Annotated in this window: 18 protein-coding genes and 1 tRNA gene; 11 read left to right on the top strand and 8 right to left on the bottom strand. The window is 58.2% G+C overall.

Going from position 1 to position 16,881, the window contains the following annotated elements:
* Positions 1-5: 5 nt before the first annotated feature.
* The gene (locus tag G560_RS0113995; RefSeq protein WP_022704928.1) at positions 6-785 is read right to left on the bottom strand and encodes an alpha/beta hydrolase; all 780 of its coding nucleotides are present in this window, start codon (positions 783-785) and stop codon (positions 6-8) included.
* A gap of 81 nt (positions 786-866) precedes the next feature.
* On the opposite strand from G560_RS0113995, the gene G560_RS0113990 reads away from it, so the two are divergent.
* The gene (locus G560_RS0113990) at positions 867-2,357 is read left to right on the top strand and encodes an NAD-dependent succinate-semialdehyde dehydrogenase (protein ID WP_022704927.1); all 1,491 of its coding nucleotides are present in this window, start codon (positions 867-869) and stop codon (positions 2,355-2,357) included.
* Positions 2,358-2,776: 419 nt separating this feature from the next.
* Here the strand turns inward: G560_RS0113990 and G560_RS0113985 are convergent, their stop codons facing one another.
* The 6 genes from G560_RS0113985 to G560_RS0113960 form a co-directional block, all read right to left on the bottom strand.
* Complete coding sequence (locus G560_RS0113985) at positions 2,777-3,223, bottom strand: hypothetical protein (RefSeq protein WP_155947291.1); 447 nt, start codon at positions 3,221-3,223, stop codon at positions 2,777-2,779.
* Positions 3,220-3,630 (bottom strand): hypothetical protein, encoded by a 411-nt coding sequence (locus G560_RS0113980; RefSeq protein ID WP_022704925.1) that lies wholly within the window; start codon positions 3,628-3,630, stop codon positions 3,220-3,222. Before G560_RS0113980 ends, G560_RS0113985 begins: the two co-directional genes overlap by 4 nt.
* Positions 3,631-3,720: 90 nt before the next feature.
* A tRNA-Arg gene (locus G560_RS0113975) sits at positions 3,721-3,797 on the bottom strand.
* Positions 3,798-3,863: 66 nt separating this feature from the next.
* Entirely contained in the window at positions 3,864-5,210 is a 1,347-nt protein-coding gene (locus G560_RS0113970) for a sensor histidine kinase (RefSeq protein ID WP_050525324.1), read from the bottom strand.
* Positions 5,211-5,375: 165 nt separating this feature from the next.
* Positions 5,376-6,794, bottom strand: coding sequence for a dihydrolipoyl dehydrogenase family protein (locus G560_RS0113965; RefSeq protein ID WP_022704923.1), 1,419 nt, complete (start codon positions 6,792-6,794; stop codon positions 5,376-5,378).
* 3 nt (positions 6,795-6,797) lie between these two features.
* Positions 6,798-7,544, bottom strand: coding sequence for a TVP38/TMEM64 family protein (locus G560_RS0113960; RefSeq protein ID WP_081647670.1), 747 nt, complete (start codon positions 7,542-7,544; stop codon positions 6,798-6,800).
* A 317-nt stretch (positions 7,545-7,861) separates the two neighbouring features.
* Between G560_RS0113960 and rpmH the strand changes: the two genes are divergently transcribed.
* The 7 genes from rpmH to yihA all read left to right on the top strand — a co-directional run bounded on the left by rpmH (position 7,862) and on the right by yihA (position 13,923).
* The gene (gene rpmH, locus G560_RS20735) at positions 7,862-7,996 is read left to right on the top strand and encodes a 50S ribosomal protein L34 (RefSeq protein ID WP_081647669.1); all 135 of its coding nucleotides are present in this window, start codon (positions 7,862-7,864) and stop codon (positions 7,994-7,996) included.
* A gap of 46 nt (positions 7,997-8,042) precedes the next feature.
* A complete protein-coding gene (gene rnpA / locus G560_RS0113955) occupies positions 8,043-8,477 on the top strand; it encodes a ribonuclease P protein component (RefSeq protein ID WP_022704921.1) in 435 nt (144 codons plus the stop codon).
* On the top strand, positions 8,474-8,713 hold the full coding sequence (gene yidD / locus G560_RS20730) for a membrane protein insertion efficiency factor YidD (protein WP_081647668.1): 240 nt from the start codon (positions 8,474-8,476) through the stop codon (positions 8,711-8,713). The genes rnpA and yidD overlap by 4 nt, the downstream gene beginning before the upstream one ends.
* A 230-nt stretch (positions 8,714-8,943) precedes the next feature.
* Positions 8,944-10,503 (top strand): putative bifunctional diguanylate cyclase/phosphodiesterase, encoded by a 1,560-nt coding sequence (locus G560_RS0113945; protein ID WP_022704919.1) that lies wholly within the window; start codon positions 8,944-8,946, stop codon positions 10,501-10,503.
* Between the two features lie 209 nt (positions 10,504-10,712).
* A complete protein-coding gene (yidC, locus tag G560_RS0113935) occupies positions 10,713-12,536 on the top strand; it encodes a membrane protein insertase YidC (protein WP_022704917.1) in 1,824 nt (607 codons plus the stop codon).
* Positions 12,533-13,273 (top strand): MOSC domain-containing protein, encoded by a 741-nt coding sequence (locus G560_RS0113930; RefSeq protein WP_022704916.1) that lies wholly within the window; start codon positions 12,533-12,535, stop codon positions 13,271-13,273. The genes yidC and G560_RS0113930 overlap by 4 nt, the downstream gene beginning before the upstream one ends.
* Positions 13,270-13,923, top strand: coding sequence for a ribosome biogenesis GTP-binding protein YihA/YsxC (gene yihA / locus G560_RS0113925; protein WP_022704915.1), 654 nt, complete (start codon positions 13,270-13,272; stop codon positions 13,921-13,923). The genes G560_RS0113930 and yihA overlap by 4 nt, the downstream gene beginning before the upstream one ends.
* A 3-nt stretch (positions 13,924-13,926) precedes the next feature.
* Here the strand turns inward: yihA and G560_RS0113920 are convergent, their stop codons facing one another.
* Positions 13,927-14,658, bottom strand: coding sequence for an SDR family NAD(P)-dependent oxidoreductase (locus tag G560_RS0113920; protein WP_022704914.1), 732 nt, complete (start codon positions 14,656-14,658; stop codon positions 13,927-13,929).
* 126 nt (positions 14,659-14,784) lie between these two features.
* On the opposite strand from G560_RS0113920, the gene argB reads away from it, so the two are divergent.
* The 3 genes from argB to G560_RS0113905 are packed head-to-tail and all read left to right on the top strand — an operon-like array spanning position 14,785 to position 16,837.
* The gene (gene argB / locus G560_RS0113915; RefSeq protein ID WP_028914106.1) at positions 14,785-15,684 is read left to right on the top strand and encodes an acetylglutamate kinase; all 900 of its coding nucleotides are present in this window, start codon (positions 14,785-14,787) and stop codon (positions 15,682-15,684) included.
* Positions 15,681-16,334 carry a hypothetical protein gene (locus tag G560_RS0113910; RefSeq protein ID WP_022704912.1) on the top strand — a complete coding sequence of 218 codons (654 nt, stop codon included), beginning with the start codon at positions 15,681-15,683 and terminating at the stop codon, positions 16,332-16,334. Before argB ends, G560_RS0113910 begins: the two co-directional genes overlap by 4 nt.
* Positions 16,331-16,837: a SixA phosphatase family protein gene (locus G560_RS0113905; protein ID WP_022704911.1), complete on the top strand. Its 507-nt coding sequence runs from the start codon at positions 16,331-16,333 to the stop codon at positions 16,835-16,837. Before G560_RS0113910 ends, G560_RS0113905 begins: the two co-directional genes overlap by 4 nt.
* The last annotated feature ends 44 nt before the right edge of the window (positions 16,838-16,881 follow it).

Here is a 16,881-nt window from a genome sequence, read left to right as displayed (position 1 = left end):
CCCCGTCACAGCCCGCCGACCAGCACCTTAACCAAATCCGAATTCGGGTCTTGCAGCGCATCAATCACATCAAAATGGTGCTTGCCCGCGCTTACGGTCCAATCGCACCCCCATGCCTCGGACAGCAGGCGCGCTTGCCACAAAAAGCTGGGGCGTTCCTGCCCGCCAACCCAGACATGCGCCTGAACACCTTGGCGCAAGGGGTGGCGCGCGGGGCTCTCGGCCTCAATCTCAACTGCGTCCAGACGCAGGGCTTCCTGCATCTTGGTCAGAGCAATCGGTTCCAAATCTGTCAGGGGCGAAATAGGTACAACCCGCACAACGCCCCTTACATCCACATCCGCGCAGCCCATCCGCGCACTTAAATGCCCGCCTGCCGAATGACCCGTCACCACCATCGGCCCGGCCACCTGCGCCGAAATCGCGGCCACGGCAGCCACCATTTCCTGCGTCATCTGTCCAATCCGCGCATCGGGGGCGAGGGTATAGGACGGCATCGCACAGGCCCAGCCCCGCGCCACCACGCCCGCCGCCAGATGCGACCACAGACTCCGGTCAAACTGCAACCAATAGCCGCCGTGGATGAATGTCACCGCCCCGCGCGGCACCCCCACAGGCATGAACAAATCAAACTGCTGCCGTGCGCCCGCCCCGTAAGCCAAACCCAACCGCGCCCGCGCGCCCAACTCCTCACGAAACGCCGCCGCCGCTGCGGCCCATTTTGGCGGATAAGTGGCGGCATCCGCGATAAACGCGCCATTGGCATAGGCCAGATCCATATCCATGATAGCTCCAATCTTGTCGGGGAACTGGACTTCCCTGTTCGCCCATGATTTGCATATGCCAAACCAAAATGGGAGGCCCGAATGGCAATGACTGCAAAATCCACCGCAACCGATTTGCGCGCGATGTTGAAAGACCCAAGCCTGCTGGTGACAAAAGCCTATGTGGCAGGCGAATGGATCGACGCCGATGACGGCGCGACCTTTGACGTGACCAACCCCGCCCGCAATGATGTGATCTGTTCTGTGCCGAACCTTGGCCGTGCGGAAACCGCCCGCGCCATTGCCGCCGCCGAAATCGCGATGAAAGATTGGGCCAGCCGCACCGCCAAGGAACGCGCCAATATTCTGCGCGCTTGGTACAACCTGATGATGGCGAACCAGGATGATCTGGGCGCGATCCTGACGGCCGAGATGGGCAAACCACTGGCCGAGGCCAAGGGCGAAGTCGCCTACGGTGCCAGCTTCATCGAATGGTTTGCCGAAGAGGCCAAGCGCGTTTACGGCGAAACCATCCCCGGCCATATGAAAGACAAGCGCATCACAGTGTTGAAGCAGCCCATCGGGGTTGTGGGGTCGATCACGCCGTGGAACTTTCCAAATGCGATGATTACGCGCAAATGCGGCCCCGCCCTTGCTGCCGGTTGCGGCTTTGTCGCCCGCCCTGCCGCAGAAACACCGCTTTCGGCGCTTGCGCTGGCCGTTTTGGCGGATCGTGCGGGCCTGCCCAAAGGGATCTTCTCGGTCATCACCTCGAAGAAATCGTCAGACATCGGCAAAGAGTTTTGTGAAAACCATACCGTGCGCAAACTGACCTTTACAGGGTCCACCGAAGTCGGGCGGATCTTGCTGAAACAAGCCGCCGATCAGGTGATGAAATGTTCGATGGAACTGGGCGGCAACGCGCCGTTCATCGTGTTTGATGACGCCGATCTGGATGCAGCCGTGCAAGGTGCGATGGCGTCGAAATTCCGCAACAACGGCCAGACCTGCGTCTGCGCAAACCGAATTTATGTGCAAGCTGGGGTTTATGACGCCTTTGCGAAAAAGCTGGGCGAAGCCTTGGCCAAAACCCGCGTGGGGGATGGCTTGACCGAAACGGTCGAATTTGGCCCCTTGGTCAACGTGGCCGCCGTGGAAAAAGTCGAAGAACATATCGCCGATGCAATTGCCAAAGGCGGCAAAGTGGTTGCAGGCGGCAAACGCCACGCGCTGGGTGGATCGTATTTTGAACCCACTATCGTCACCGGCGTGACCCAAAACATGATCGTCGCCAAGGAAGAAACCTTTGGCCCGATGGCGCCTTTGTTCAAATTCGACACCGAAGAAGAGGTCATCGGTTACGCCAATGACACGATCTTTGGCCTTGCCGCCTATTTCTACGCCCAAAACATCGGCCGCGTAACGCGCGTGCAGGAAGGCCTTGAATACGGCATCGTTGGTGTGAACACCGGAATCATCTCGACCGAGGTCGCTCCCTTTGGCGGCGTCAAACAATCCGGCCTTGGCCGCGAGGGCAGCCACCACGGAATGGAAGACTATCTGGAGATGAAATACATCTGCCTTTCGGTATAGTTTTTATATCAAAATCAATACGTTAGATAAATATAAAATCGGCGTATTGGAACATTATTGGGATGCTAATTGGCAGAAATTGAAGCCAGTGAGCATCCCATAACGTGTTCTACCGAAGGCTGGCTGGATCGTGTGAAAACCTGACGATCCTCGAATTGATGCAAGCAAGCGATCCCAAATCCGCATGGTTTCTCGTGAAACACTTAAGTAGCCTGAAAGTCCGAAACAGAGCCCCACCTCAATATAGTGTTGAACTTGTTGTGTGACAGCGAGCCAGCCTAATCAGGCGCTGATGATGTCGACCCTCTCAGGCAGATGATATCGCTGACTTTGACTCGGCCAGAACACGGTCTGCGAGTTGAGCAATTTGTTCGAAATACGTTGTAGAAGACGAACCCATGATCAAACTGAACACGCCCTCAGACGACGACCCCTTCCCGCTTGTCGCACGCGGCGATCTCGTTTTCCCTGCCTGATGCAGCGCCAATTTCCAGCCCTTCAAAGGGGTTGTGTGCAGTCTTCTTCAAATCAAATTCTCGGAGGGCGTGGCCAATCAAGGCCTTCATCATGGCGAGGTCCCGTTTCACTGAGTCGGGGCCGATCTTTCCACCACCAGCCTTATCATAAGTGAGTATATGGTCCCGCACCGCCCGCGCGTGTTGCCTTGTCAAATTAACAAGCAAGGTGGAGGCGGGAAGCCCAGCCGCAGCAGCCCGTACAAACACCTTTGCCAAACGCTTACGCGCTTCCTGCCTTCTCGGGTCATCACCCGCCCCTATGCGTTCGTTAAAGTAAAGTTCTCTAGCATCTCCTAATGAGTACCCCGGCGCGCCTTTCACGGGGTTCATCAGGGCCTTGATCGTCAAAGCGTCATCGGGGGTGAGATGCCCAGCGCAGTACCATCTTCTGGGTCAACAGGATAGGCCGCAGCAATCCCCTCCGCCATGATGGCGCGCACCTCATCGTCGTCAAGACCAACCGCCCCGGCAATCAAACCTTCAGCCCTCCTCAGGGCAACCTCGAAAGCCTTCCGAGGGGACGCTGAGCCGGGTGCAGGACTTAGGCCGTCTAGAGCAAAGCTCATCTCAGCGATGAATTCAGCGTCAACCTTGGCGTGACCCCGTGCGACACCCGCCGCGTTCCGCGCACTGAAGACGCGCTTCCATTCAGACTTTCCAACCACGGCCTTGGCCGATTCTGGCACCCGCCGCCGATACTCCCAACGGCCCCCGCCCAGCTCGCTCAAATACTTAAGCGTCACTGTAACACCCATGAATGTGAACCTCCTGTGGACCTTAATGTGGACCGAGGGAGGCGACAAGCATATGAAATCGTTGTACGATTGGCGAATATGAAAGGGAAATGGTGCACCCGGAGCGATTCGAACGCCCGACCCTCAGATTCGTAGTCTGATGCTCTATCCAGCTGAGCTACGGGTGCGTAGTGGGGGCGATGTAACGCCCCACGCTGGGCATTGCAAGAGGGGAAAACAACAAGTTGCCCGTTTTAATCGATCGTATCGGTCAACCCGTCTTTTTTCGGCAGATGAATCATAAATTCTGTCCCTGCCTCATCGCTGCGCAGCAAGTCCAACCGCCCCCCATGCCCGCGCACCAGCTCAAACGCGATCGCAAGCCCAAGACCCGACCCGCCCTTGCGCGTGCCCCCCTGAAACGCGGTGAACAAGTGATCGCGGGCGCGCGCTGGCAGCCCCGGCCCCGTGTCACCGACCTTGATCCACCATTCCGCATCGGTCTCGCCCCCCGACACCTCGATCACACCGTCCTTGCCCGTAGCCTCCAGCGCTTGCATGGCATTGCGCATCAGATTGGCCAAAATGCGGTACAGCTGTTCAGAATCAGCGCGCAGGGTCATGCCGATTGGCACATCAACCAAACAGGTTACACCGTCCCGCTCACCCAGCGCTTCGGCCTCGATCACCTCTTCGATCAAGGGGCCGAGGGCTACGCGTGACAGGCGCGGCGGCGGCTCTTCGGCCTTGCCAAAGGCCAGTGTCGATTCGCACAACGATACAGCGCGTGTGATGGACCCAACCAGTTTGGGGGCAATGCGCGCCACCGCCGGATCTGCGCTGCGCTCTATCCGGTCGGCAAACAGCTGCGCCGTGGTCAGGATATTGCGCAAATCATGGCTGATCTTCGCCACAGCCGAACCCAGCTGCGCCAGCCGCTCTTTTTGCCGCAAAGCGCCGGTCATTTGGGTTTGCAGGCTTAACAAGGCATCCTCTGCCTCGCGCAACTCGACCACCTGCGATGTCGGCTTGATCACCCTGCGCGCATCCTCGGGCGCATCCGCATAAAGTGCCATATGGTCCACCACGCGGCGAATAGGCTGCACCAACAACCGCCGCGCCGCCAGAAACAACAGCGTCGCCGTCACGGCCGAAATAAGCGCCGACAGGACAAGGATGCGCAACCCATACTCAATCATCGCCTGACGCAGAGGCGCGGTTGGCATCGTGACTTCAATCAGCGACCCCGCCTGCTGCACCGGATTGCCGATCACGCGGACCACATGATCATGACTGTCGACCAACACCACCAAGGCATCGCGCAGCAGGTACAATGGTGTTGCTGTCCGCAAATCATAAGTCGCCGAAATTTCTTCGGTCATCGGCGATGATAGAATAAGCTGCCGGATCTGGTCGCGCCACAAAACCACGTTCAACACACCAGCATTCGACAGCAATTCGGCCTCAAGCTCGGCACTGATCATCCCATCCGTTGCCAGCAATGCCAACGACGCAATCTGCGCCTTTTCCAGCCGCAACAGCAAATAATCTTCGCGGAACCGCGCAATCGAGGGCACAAAAATCAGGACTTCGGCCAGCATGACAAAGGCCACGGTCAGCAGCAAAAACCGCCCGGATAGCGTGTTCAAAAATCCCGACCGCTTAATCCCCAAACCAACACCTGCCTTTTTCTGTTCACAAATATCCTCGGGAGGGGTTCGGGGAGGGCAGACAGCCCTCCCCGTCGCGTCACCCGCAGATAACCGTCATGGCACAAAGCGTTGTACCAGCCCTACGATACGCTTGACCATTGGATTTTCAAACAATGTTGGCGAAAAATGGGCCCCTGCCGCGCGTTTCGACACTTCGCTTAACGTGGGATAGGGCAAAACGGTTCCAGCGATTGCCCCCATCTTCAGCTTTGCGGCAATCGCCATTGCCCATAGGCCAATCAATTCACCTGCCTGCGCGCCGGCAATCGTCACACCCACAGGTCGCCCTTTGACCACCATCACCTTGATAAACCCATCGGTTTTGCGCTCCGCCTGCGCGCGATCATTTTCAGCATAGTGAAACCGCACCACCGTCAAGGTCTCGCCATAAGCCTTGCGCGCCTCGGCCTCGGTCGGGCCAACCTGCGCCAGTTCTGGGTCGGTATAGGTGGCCCAAGGGATATGCGCCGTGCCAGACTTAGACGGCAACCCAAACAGCATTTGGCGAATAACAACCCCCGCATGATAGCCCGCAACATGGGTAAATTGCAGCCCGCCCGCTGCATCCCCCACCGCATAAACCTTGCGGTTGCTTGACCGCAGGTCCGCGCCAACCGTTACACCTTTGCGCGTATGCTCCACGCCCGCCACGTCCAGCCCCAAACCCTCAAGCGACACTTGCCGCCCAACAGCCATCAGCAAATGCGTGCCTGTCACGACACGACCATCTTTAATCTCAACCTCGATTGCGCCCTCATGACCTCCCACGCGCACGACGGGGGCGTCTTCCAATATCTCCACCCCTTCCCCGCGCATTTTGGCCAATACCACAGCGGCAGCGTCCGGATCATCGCGGCCAAAGGCCTTGGCCCCTTCAACAACCGTCACCGCGCAGCCCAAACGGCGATGCGCCTGCGCCATTTCCATCCCGATCGGGCCACCCCCGATAACAATCAAATGCGCGGGCCGCTCGCGTTGCGCGAAAATCGTCTCATTGGTCAGATAGGGTACGGTCTCAATGCCCGGAATTGGCGGCACAAAAGGGCGCGACCCTGTGGCCACCACATAGCGGCGCGCCTTGATGCGATACCCGCCCGCCGTCACCTCATCCGGTCCGGTAAACTTGGCCCAGTCGCGGATCACCCGCACGCCCAAACCCTCAAACCGTTCCTGACTGTCAACGGGCGCAATGCCTTCTATCACCGCCGCCACATGGTCCTTAACCTTGGCAAAATCGATCTCTGGCACCACAGGCGTGATCCCAAACGCCGCCCCCGTGGTCATCGCATGCGCATGCTTGGCCGCCGCAATCAGCGCCTTGGACGGCACACAGCCTGCGTTCAGACAATCGCCGCCCATCTCGCCGCCTTCAATCAGCACAACCCGCGCGCCCATTTGCACCGCGCCCGCCGCAATCGACAACCCTCCCGACCCCGCACCAATAATACAAATATCCGTTGTGATGGTTTCCATGGGTCAATTCGCCTTTTTACGAAACAATTTCAAAATGATCGGCAGCGCCGACAGTGCCGCCAGCCCCAAAATCGGCCCCAGCACATGGGGCGCAAAGATAATCGACAAATCCGGCGTCTCGCCCCGCGCAAACACCTCGCCCAAACCGGCCCCCACGGATGTAAAGACCAAAGCACCGGGCAAAATGCCAAAGAAAGTCGAGATCGCAAAGCGCGACAGCTTCGTGCCAACGAATGCCGGAATAAGATTGGCCAAAAAGAACGGCACCGCAGGCACCAGCCGCATCAAAAACAGCACCGACCATTCATTTTCGCGCAATCCAGCCTGCAACTTGGCCACCGCCCCGCCCTTGCCTTCAATCTTTTCCGCGAATCTGGCCCCAAATCCTGTGCGCGCCGCCATAAAGATGGCAATCGCGCCAAGCGTGGCCCCTGTCACATTGAAAAACACCCCTGGAAAGGTGCCAAACAAAAAACCACCCGTTAGCGTGGCAATCGTCGCCCCCGGCAATGAAAACCCGACAATGGCCGTATAGGCCGCCACAAACGCCAGCACGGCCACCACATAATTGGCATCGCGAAAGGCAATCAGCGCTTCGCGATTCTCGGCCAAGGCGGCAAAGCTGATTTGATCGCGCAAAAAGAAGGCACCTGCGGCAGCGACCGCCAGAATAATGAAAATAGGCAGTTTCTGCGCCAAACCTGACTTGGGCACAGCATTGTCGGTATCGTTTAGGGGCATTGTAGGCATCACTTTCTCCGCTGAACGTCTGGAACATGACCTACCCTATAACTGGACCAAAGAGCGCGTTTGTGGCACCCTGTTCACGTGGCCTTGATCTGCGGTGACAGATTTGGCACCGGAACATCCCTTATTGAAACATTCGCAGGGCTGCAGGGGCACCTTAACGGCGAATAAGCGCGAAATGTTGCAGGATTTTCGCCGCGCATGAATTGACTTGCGCCAAAGGGATGCGTAAAGGACGGGCTTCGAATAGACGCGGCCAGTTGGTTCGTGGCGAATCCCGCCCGAAAACGCTGTGTCTGCAAATGTGATGGAGCTCCGCGATGAAGCGCACTTTTCAACCGTCGAACCTGGTCCGCGCGCGGCGCCATGGCTTTCGTCTTCGTATGTCGACTAAAGCAGGACGCAATGTATTGAACCTGCGTCGTGCCAAAGGTCGTAAAAAGCTGTCGGCCTAATCGGCTGGGGTGATTGTCTGCCCTGCTTTTTAAAGGACTAGCTAACATGATACCGCCGGAGGCAAAGGGACTGTGCAGTGATGCGATCCCCAGCTTGTCACCGGCGGTTTCGTTTTGCGCGCCCAACACCCTACAAGTCTTACGCAAGCGCGCTGATTTTTTGCGGGCCGCTTCTGCAAGACGGCAAGGTAGCCAAGGGTTTATGCTTCAGGCGCGTGCGCGCGATGATAACAGCGCGGCCGTTCGGGTAGGCTTTACCTGCTCCAAGAAAATCGGCAACGCCGTTGCCCGCAACAGGGCCAAGCGCCGCCTGCGAGAGCTTGCCCGCGCGGTGTTGACTGTTGAAGGGCACCCGGGCTGGGATTACGTCTTGGTTGGCCGACCAAATGCGACGATTGAGCGGGACTATGCCCATCTTTTGTCCGATCTGCGCACCGCACTGACCCGCATTCACGGCCAGCCTGACGCGGCGCGCAAATGACCCCCCTCGCTCATGCCCTTGCCTTGCCTATTCGCGCCTACCGCCTGCTGCTCAGCCCTTGGGTCGGTCACGGCTGCCGGTTTCAACCGACCTGTTCGGCCTATGCGATGGAGGCCTTGGAAAAACATGGCGGCCTCAAGGGCGGGTATCTTACGGCGCACCGCATTTGCCGCTGCCATCCATGGGGCGGAACGGGCTACGACCCCGTCCCCGGATCGCAAAAAGACCCTAGCTGATAAGATTCAAAGCGCCGAAAACTGCCCGCCGGCCATGTTTCTCACAGAGAATATACCAAAACAAGTCTTTGATATATATATGTAAAAGAACATGTCAGGCCTGTTCAGCACTGAACTCATTAGAATTGTTTGTATCTTTTCGCACGACATTAACGGGTCAATTAGACCCTGCCCTTAGCGTCACAAAAACCAGGGGCGTCTACTCCCTTGTTGGGCAAAAGGGATATGACATGCACGAACCGCGCCAAAAGCCAGACGCTGACAACAGATTTGGGTTGGTCAACCGACTTGGGCGCCACTTACGCCGCCCCGAATTCTTGGTGTTCCTGCCTGCCGCATCGCTCATTGCCTATTGGGCGGGGGGAGAGGTCATTTTGATGGTGACCGCCCTCGGCTTGCCAGTCCTATTCGCCCTTGCAGGGGTGTTTCGCAGCGCAGACGGGCGCTTTGCCGCGATCCCCGATCCACTTGGCGGGCTGGCTTTGCGCTCGCATATTACACAGTTACTGGAAACCACGCTGCGGGATACACCCATCACGGGAAAAAACACGGCGTGTTTTGTTGTTCAGTTTGATGATGCCGACATTTTGCTGGATCGTCACGGGCGCGCGGTTCAAACCGAGGTGCTTGCCCGCAGTGCGGAACGGCTTTGCGCAGCGCTGCGTGAAGGGGATGTTGTTGCGCGACTGGAAGGGGGTGGGTTTGCCATTGCTTTGGCCCCGCTGCGGCGCATCGACCTTGAGTCGATGATTCAGGTCGCAGCACGACTTCAATCCGCCTTGGCCAGCCCGATAAGTGTGGATGCCGCGCGCCTTTACGTAACCTGTTCTATCGGATTTTGCCTTGGCGCGAAATCGCCCTTGCAAACGGGTGCGTCTTTGCTCGATTCGGCCCAAGTCGCGGCAGACGAGGCGCGGCGCAATGGCCCCGGTGCGATACGCGCCTTTGTTCCCGGAATGGCGCGCAAACGGGCCGACCGTGATGCTTTTCGCGGAGAGTTGGAAACCGCCTTGGATGAAGGGCACATTCGCCCGCATTTCCAACCGCAGATCTGTACCGATACAGGCGCTATTTCCGGCTTTGAGGCGCTCGCCCGTTGGCATCATGCCGACCGCGGCCTCATCTCTCCCGCCGAATTTCTGCCTGCGATTGAAGATGCTGGCCTGTCGGAACGATTGGGCGAGGTGATGCTGTACCACGCGCTTGCCGCCTTGGTGCGCTGGGACAAGGCCGGTCTTCGTGTTCCCAATGTCGGCGTTAACTTTTCATCGGCCGAGCTGCGCAACCCACGCCTTGCCGAGAAACTGAAATGGGAACTGGACCGGTTTGACCTGACCCCGGACCGCCTTTGCGTTGAAATCCTTGAAACGGTCATTGCCGAAACCGACAATGACGTCATCGTTCACAACATCTCGGCGCTGGCAAAACTGGGCTGCGGCATTGATCTGGACGATTTCGGAACCGGCCACGCGTCAATCACCAACATTCGCCGCTTTGCCGTGCGCCGCATTAAGATTGACCGCAGCTTTGTCACCAAAGTCGATGAAGACCGCGAGCAACAGAAAATGGTGTCGGGCATTTTGTCGCTGGCCGAACGCATGGGGCTTGAAACCCTTGCCGAAGGGGTTGAGACGCGGGGCGAACATGCAATGTTGGCACAGCTTGGGTGTGGCCATGTTCAAGGATTTCTGTTTGCCCGTCCAATGCCATTTGAAGATACGGAAAAATGGATTGTCGAACAGCAGGCAAGCCGCTCAAAGCTTCCTCAAATCGGGACACGCGCGCGCTGAACCTTGCCGATCTAGACATGTTTCGCATGCCGCATACAGCCCCGGAAAAAGCGATTCTGGACTCCGTTTCGCAACGCTTGCCAAGTATCGGTCTTTTTGCTGGGGTTTTACGGCCCCAAACCGCCCAAATGGGGGAAAAGGCCTTGACCTTTTGTGTCCCCTATCGTTGAACCACCGCTGACCCTGAACAGGAACGGTGTTAGTCCCAGATGGACGATCAAAACAAAAATCTCATCCTCGCGACAGTCCTCAGTTTCCTTGTGATTCTGGTGTGGTTTGTCTTATTCCCACCAGAAGACGCTGTGGTTGATCCCAACGCACCGGCAGTCGTCGCCACCACGACCGAGGCCCAAAGCCCACCGGCGGTGGCCACGGCAGGCACAGATGCCACCCCTCAAGCCGAACGGGCCGAAGCGCCGCGATTGGACATCGACACACCCCGCCTGAAAGGCACGATTTCCTTGCTGGGCGGCCGCATCGATAACCTAGCGATGAAATCCTACACCAACACTATTGACCAAAAGTCCGGTATCGTGACGCTGCTCTCTCCGGTTGGCGAAGAGCACCCCTATTACGCCCTGTTCGGCTGGACCCCTGCAGGCGCGCTCGGCTTTGACGATGTGCCCGGCGCGAATACGCTTTGGTCGCAGATCGGCACCAACGGCTTGTCCCCCGAAACGCCTGTGACCCTGCAATGGGATAACGGCAAAGGCCTTATCTTTCAGCGCGTTGTATCGGTCGATAACCGCTACATGTTCACGATTGCACAAAGCGTCAGCAACCAAAGCGGTGCCGATGTCAGCCTTTCGCCATATGGCATCGTTGCACGTCACGGCACCCCCCCCGACCTTGAAGGGTTTTATCTAAGCCACGAAGGTGTTGTGTCGCGCGCCGACGGCACTTTGGAAGAAATCAAGTACAAAGACGCGACCAAGCTGCCCTTGGTTGACCGCGAGGCGGCCTTGGCCGAAGTGCGCGAAGCAACCACAGACGGCTGGATCGGCTTTACCAGCAAATACTGGATGACCGCATTGATCCCCGAACAGGGCAAGCCCTTCACCTCGGTCATCAAATATGTCCCAAGCGCCGATATTTTCCAAACCGAAACCCGTGAGCCGCTGATTACGATTGCAGCAGGCGCAACTGTTGCCGCGTCTTCGCGTTTGTTTGCGGGTGCCAAAGAATGGGAAACCCTGCGCACCTACGAAAACGAAGGCGGCATCGCAGGCTTTATTGATGCGATTGATTGGGGTTGGTTCTTCTTCTTTACCAAACCGATTTTTGCTGTTCTGCACTGGCTTAACGCCATGATCGGCAACATGGGTCTCGCCATTATCGCGCTGACCTTCTTGCTTAAGGCGCTGGTCTTCCCGCTCGCTTATAAATCCTACGTCTCGATGGCGCGGATGAAAGAGCTGCAACCCGAGATGGAAGAGTTGAAGGAACGCGCTGGCGACGACAAGCAAAAGCTCCAAAAAGAGATGATGGCGCTTTACAAGGAAAAGAAGGTCAATCCGGCGGCTGGGTGCTTGCCCATCCTGATCCAGATCCCGATTTTCTTTTCGCTATATAAGGTGATCTTCGTGACGCTAGAGCTGCGCCACGCCCCCTTCTTTGGTTGGTTGACCGATTTGTCCGCCCGCGACACCTCATCGATCTTTAACTTGTTTGGTGCCCTGCCTTGGGCCGCCCCGGATGCCAACTCGTTGATGGCAACGGTTTTCATCGGCATCTTGCCGATTATGCTGGGTGTTTCGATGTGGATGCAGCAAAAACTGAACCCGACACCGACCGACGCGACTCAAGCGATGATCTTTGCATGGATGCCGTGGGTCTTCATGTTCATGCTGGGCAGTTTCGCAAGCGGGCTGGTGGTGTACTGGATTACGAACAACCTGATCACCTTTGCACAGCAGTTCCTGATCATGCGCAGCCACGGCCATACGCCTGATATCTTTGGAAATATCAAAGCCAGCCTTAGCCGCAAACCGGCACCAAAGCCGGTGGTTACCAAAAAGACAGGGAAAAAATGACGCTACGGCTCTCCCGGATATGCCGTCACCCGATCAAAGCACACGGACGCGAGGATCTCGCGTCCGTTCTGCTTTTGGCTGGGGCCTGCCTGCCCAGTGATCGCCGCTGGGCTGTCGCCCATGAGGCGGCAAAACTGGTGCCGGGATGGAACCCTTGCAACAATTTCCACCGCGGGGCCAAAGCGCCCAAGCTGATGGCGATAACCTGCGACTTGCACGGGGATCAGGTCACGCTCCACCACCCCGACCAGCCCGATCTGACCTTTCGCCCCGATGATCCAACCGACCTGCCTGCCTTTCTGGATTGGCTTGCGCCCTTGTCGCCAACCGACCGCGCACAGCCGGCCCGTATCGTCTCGGCCCCCCAAGGTCTGACCGATAGCGATTTCCCGTCCGTATCGATCCTGACACAAGCCTCTCTTGATGCATTGTCACGGTTGGTTGGCCAGCCGCTGTCCCAAGACCGGTTTCGCGGCAACCTGTGGCTTGACGGCCCTATTGCCTTAGCCGAATTTGATTGGATCGGGCGTGACATCCAAATCGGCACCGCCGTTCTAACCGTGAAAGAACGGATCACCCGCTGCCGCGCCACCATGACGAATACCACCACCGGACAGGTTGATGCCGACACGCTTGGCGCGCTCAACTCGGCCTATGGGCACCAAGATTTTGGCGTCTATGCCGTGGTAAAAACCGGTGGCCAAATTTCCGTGAATGATGAGGGGACCCTCTTGTGACCACACTTCCTTTTCCTTTGGCCGACGAGCCCGAATTTGCCGCACGCGAGGCTGGGCGGCTTTTGTTCGCAGGCCCTGTTGATTTCGTCAAAGGCGTGGTCGCGATGTCTGGCATGCCACCTGCCGACCGGATCGAGGTTTGCTTTGCGGGCCGCTCAAATGTCGGAAAATCAAGTCTTATCAACGCCTTGACGGGTCGTAAAAGCCTTGCGCGCGCCTCAAATACCCCGGGCCGCACCCAAGAAATCAACTATTTTGCCTTGGGCGATATCCGCTATATGGTCGATCTTCCCGGCTATGGCTATGCCGAGGCGCCGGTTGCCATTGTCGCCAAATGGCAGGCCCTTTTGAAAAGCTATTTGTCCGGCCGCCAAACCCTGCGTCGCGCCTTTGTCCTGATCGATTCGCGCCACGGTGTGAAATCGGTCGATGAAGAGATCATGGATCTGCTCGACCGTTCCGCCGTGACATTCCAAGCCGTGATGACCAAGGCCGATAAAATCAGTAAGGCCGAGCTGGACAAAAACATCGACCAAACTCGCATGGCCTTGTCAAAGCATCCGGCGGCCTACCCCGAGCTGATCGTAACCTCGTCGGAAAAGGGTCTTGGCATCGAAACCCTGCGGGCCACAATCGCGACCTTGGAATAGCCGCTACACGTGTTGCGCCCCATTCACCTCAATCTCGGTCCCCGAGATATAGCTGGATTGGGGCGAGCACAGGAACCAAATCGCATCGGCCACTTCTGACGGCTGCCCAAGGCGGCGGAGCGGCAATTGCTCCACAATCTTGTCCGTGCCGGGGCTCAGGATCGCCGTTTCCACCTCGCCCGGCGCGATCGCATTCACCCGCACACCCAAGGGCCCGAAATCATGCGCCATTTCGCGGGTCAGCGCGGCCAGCGCCGCCTTGGACGTGGCATAGGCCGCCCCCGCAAACGGGTGCACCCGCACCCCCGCGATCGAGGTCACATTCACAATCGCCCCTTTTGCGGCGGCCAATTCGGCCTGCAACCCGCGCGCCAGAATGACCGAGGCAAAAAAGTTAACATGGAACACATGCCCCCATGTCCGCAGGTCGGTTTCCAGCGTGCTCAGCCGCTTCCCCCCCTCGCCTTTCGGCGAAATCCCCGCGTTATTGACCAGTGCATCCAGCCGCCCGTTCACCTTTTGCTTGATCACCTCGATCGCTGCGATGGTCTTGTTCGGGTCGGCCAAATCAATCTGGATATGATTTTCCTCGCCCCCGGGCCAGGGGCAGCGCGGATCAAACGCTTGGCGTGAACAGGTCAAAACCCGCCAGCCCTCGGCCGAAAACCGTTTGACCGTGGCATGGCCAATCCCGCGACTAGCCCCCGTCAATACCAGCGTTTTTTGTTCGGCCACTTGGTTGCTCCCTCTCAAATCTTGCGCCACCCTATGCTTTTGCACCTTGGGCGCAAGCCCCGCCACTTACCCTTGGCAGTTGCTGCGAAAGCCGCTACCAAAAGCAAGATCAACAGGAACCCCATCATGAAAAAGCAGTTAGTCAATATGCGTGATTCCATTGCAACCGCCCGCACCCTGAACGAGGCTTTGCCCTATTTGCAGCGGTATTCCGGTGCGATTGTCGTCGTCAAATTTGGCGGGAACGCGATGGGTGACAATGAGGCGATGGAAGAATTTGCCCAAGACATCGTTTTCATGCGGCAGGTTGGCCTGAACCCGGTTGTGGTGCATGGTGGCGGCCCGATGATCAACAGCTTGCTTGGCAAACTAGGCATTAAGTCAGAGTTTATTCGCGGCAAGCGCGTAACCGATGCCGCCACCGTCGAAGTGGTCGAAATGGTGCTGTCCGGCCTTGTGAACAAGCGCATCGTGCAGGCGATCAATGATGCAGGGGGCCGCGCTGTTGGCATTTCCGGCAAGGATGACGACCTGATGGTCTGCGATTATGACGACCCCGAACTGGGCTTTGTTGGCCGCCCACGCGATATGCGCGTGCAGGTTTTGCGTGATATGTTCAATGCAGGCATCATCCCCGTGGTCGCGCCCGTGGCGCCCGGCGACAATGGCGAAACCTTTAACGTCAACGGCGACACAGCGGCGGGTGCCATTGCCGGTGCGCTGAAAGCTGACCGTTTGTTGCTGCTCACCGATGTGTCCGGCGTGAAAAACGCGGATGGCGAGGTGATTACCCAACTCACCCCCGAAGAGGTGCGCGATCTGACCGCAAAAGGGATTATCGCCGGTGGCATGATCCCCAAAACCGAAACCGCGCTGATGGCGATTGAACAAGGTGTGCGGGCGGTGGTTATCCTTGACGGGCGCATCCAGAACGCCTGCCTGTTGGAGCTGTTCACCGACCACGGCGCAGGGTCACTGATCCGGTCTGCCACGGTGGAACCCCGGGTGAAAATACGCGCCGAATGACCGATCTGGCCGCCATTGCGGCAGTGCTGCAACCGCATCGCCTTGCAGTGATGGGCGGGTTTGCCGCGCAGGATGACCCCGCCTTGCCCAAAGGCACCCGCACCCTGCTGCTGATCGGGCCGGCAGAGCCGGGCTTTTGGCCGCATCTGACCGCAGCGCGCGAATGGAAAGACGGTGCGCCCGATCCCCTAGATCGCTGGTCGCGCCGGACCATCGGCCAAGTGGCCTGCGACCTTGGGGCCAAGGCCGTTTTTCCCTTTGGCGGCCCGCCGTGGCACCCGTTTTACCAATGGGCGCTGCGCTCGGGGCGCGCATGGGACAGCCCTGTGCGCTTGCTTGTGCATGACCAGATGGGCCTCTTTGCCTCTTATCGCGGGGCATTAGCACTAAAAACGGCGATAGACCTGCCGCCCCAGCGGCCCAAACCTTGCGATAGCTGCTCCGCAAAGCCCTGCCTTACGGCCTGCCCGACAGATGCGCTGAACGCGCAAGGCTATGATCTGCCCGCTTGCCACGCCTTTCTGGACACCCCCAAAGGGGCCGGTTGCATGAATAACGGCTGCGGCAATCGTCGCGCTTGCCCAATCTCCCAAGCCTATGCAAGACTGCCAGAACAGTCGGCCTATCACATGAGGCAATTTCACAAATGACCAAACGTCTAATCCTGACCCGCCATGCCAAATCCAGCTGGGATGACCCGCTCACCCCCGACCATGACCGCCCGCTGAACGAGCGCGGCAAATTGGCCGCCGCCGACCTTGGCCAATGGCTTGCCTCGCGCGGCTATGTGCCCGCGCAGGTGCTTTGCTCGGATGCCATCCGCACCCGCAGTACGTTTTCCGGCATGGCCCCAGCCCTGCCCGGATCGCCACAGCTGGATCTGAAACCCGCGCTGTATCAGGCGGGACCAGACGTTATGCTGGCAGTGTTGCGTCATGCCACGGCCGACACGGTGATGATGATCGGGCACAACCCCGGCATTTCCGAATTTGCCACCCGGCTTGTCACACGCGCGCCCGTTAACCCTGAATTCCACCGCTATCCAACCGGCGCCACACTTGTCGTCGATTTCATGGTCGATGATTGGAAGGATGTCACCTTGGGTACGGGTGCCGCGCTCGATTTCATCATCCCGCGCGAAATTGTCGCCTAAATCGGTCAAGGCTTACCCTAGGTGTTTGATTCCATGGTTTGATG

Origin of the sequence: Pseudorhodobacter ferrugineus DSM 5888, assembly GCF_000420745.1 — a bacterium.
Lineage (GTDB): Bacteria > Pseudomonadota > Alphaproteobacteria > Rhodobacterales > Rhodobacteraceae > Pseudorhodobacter > Pseudorhodobacter ferrugineus.
The sequence above is the reverse complement of the archived record's forward strand: the minus strand, read 5'-3'. Positions and strand labels throughout refer to the sequence as shown.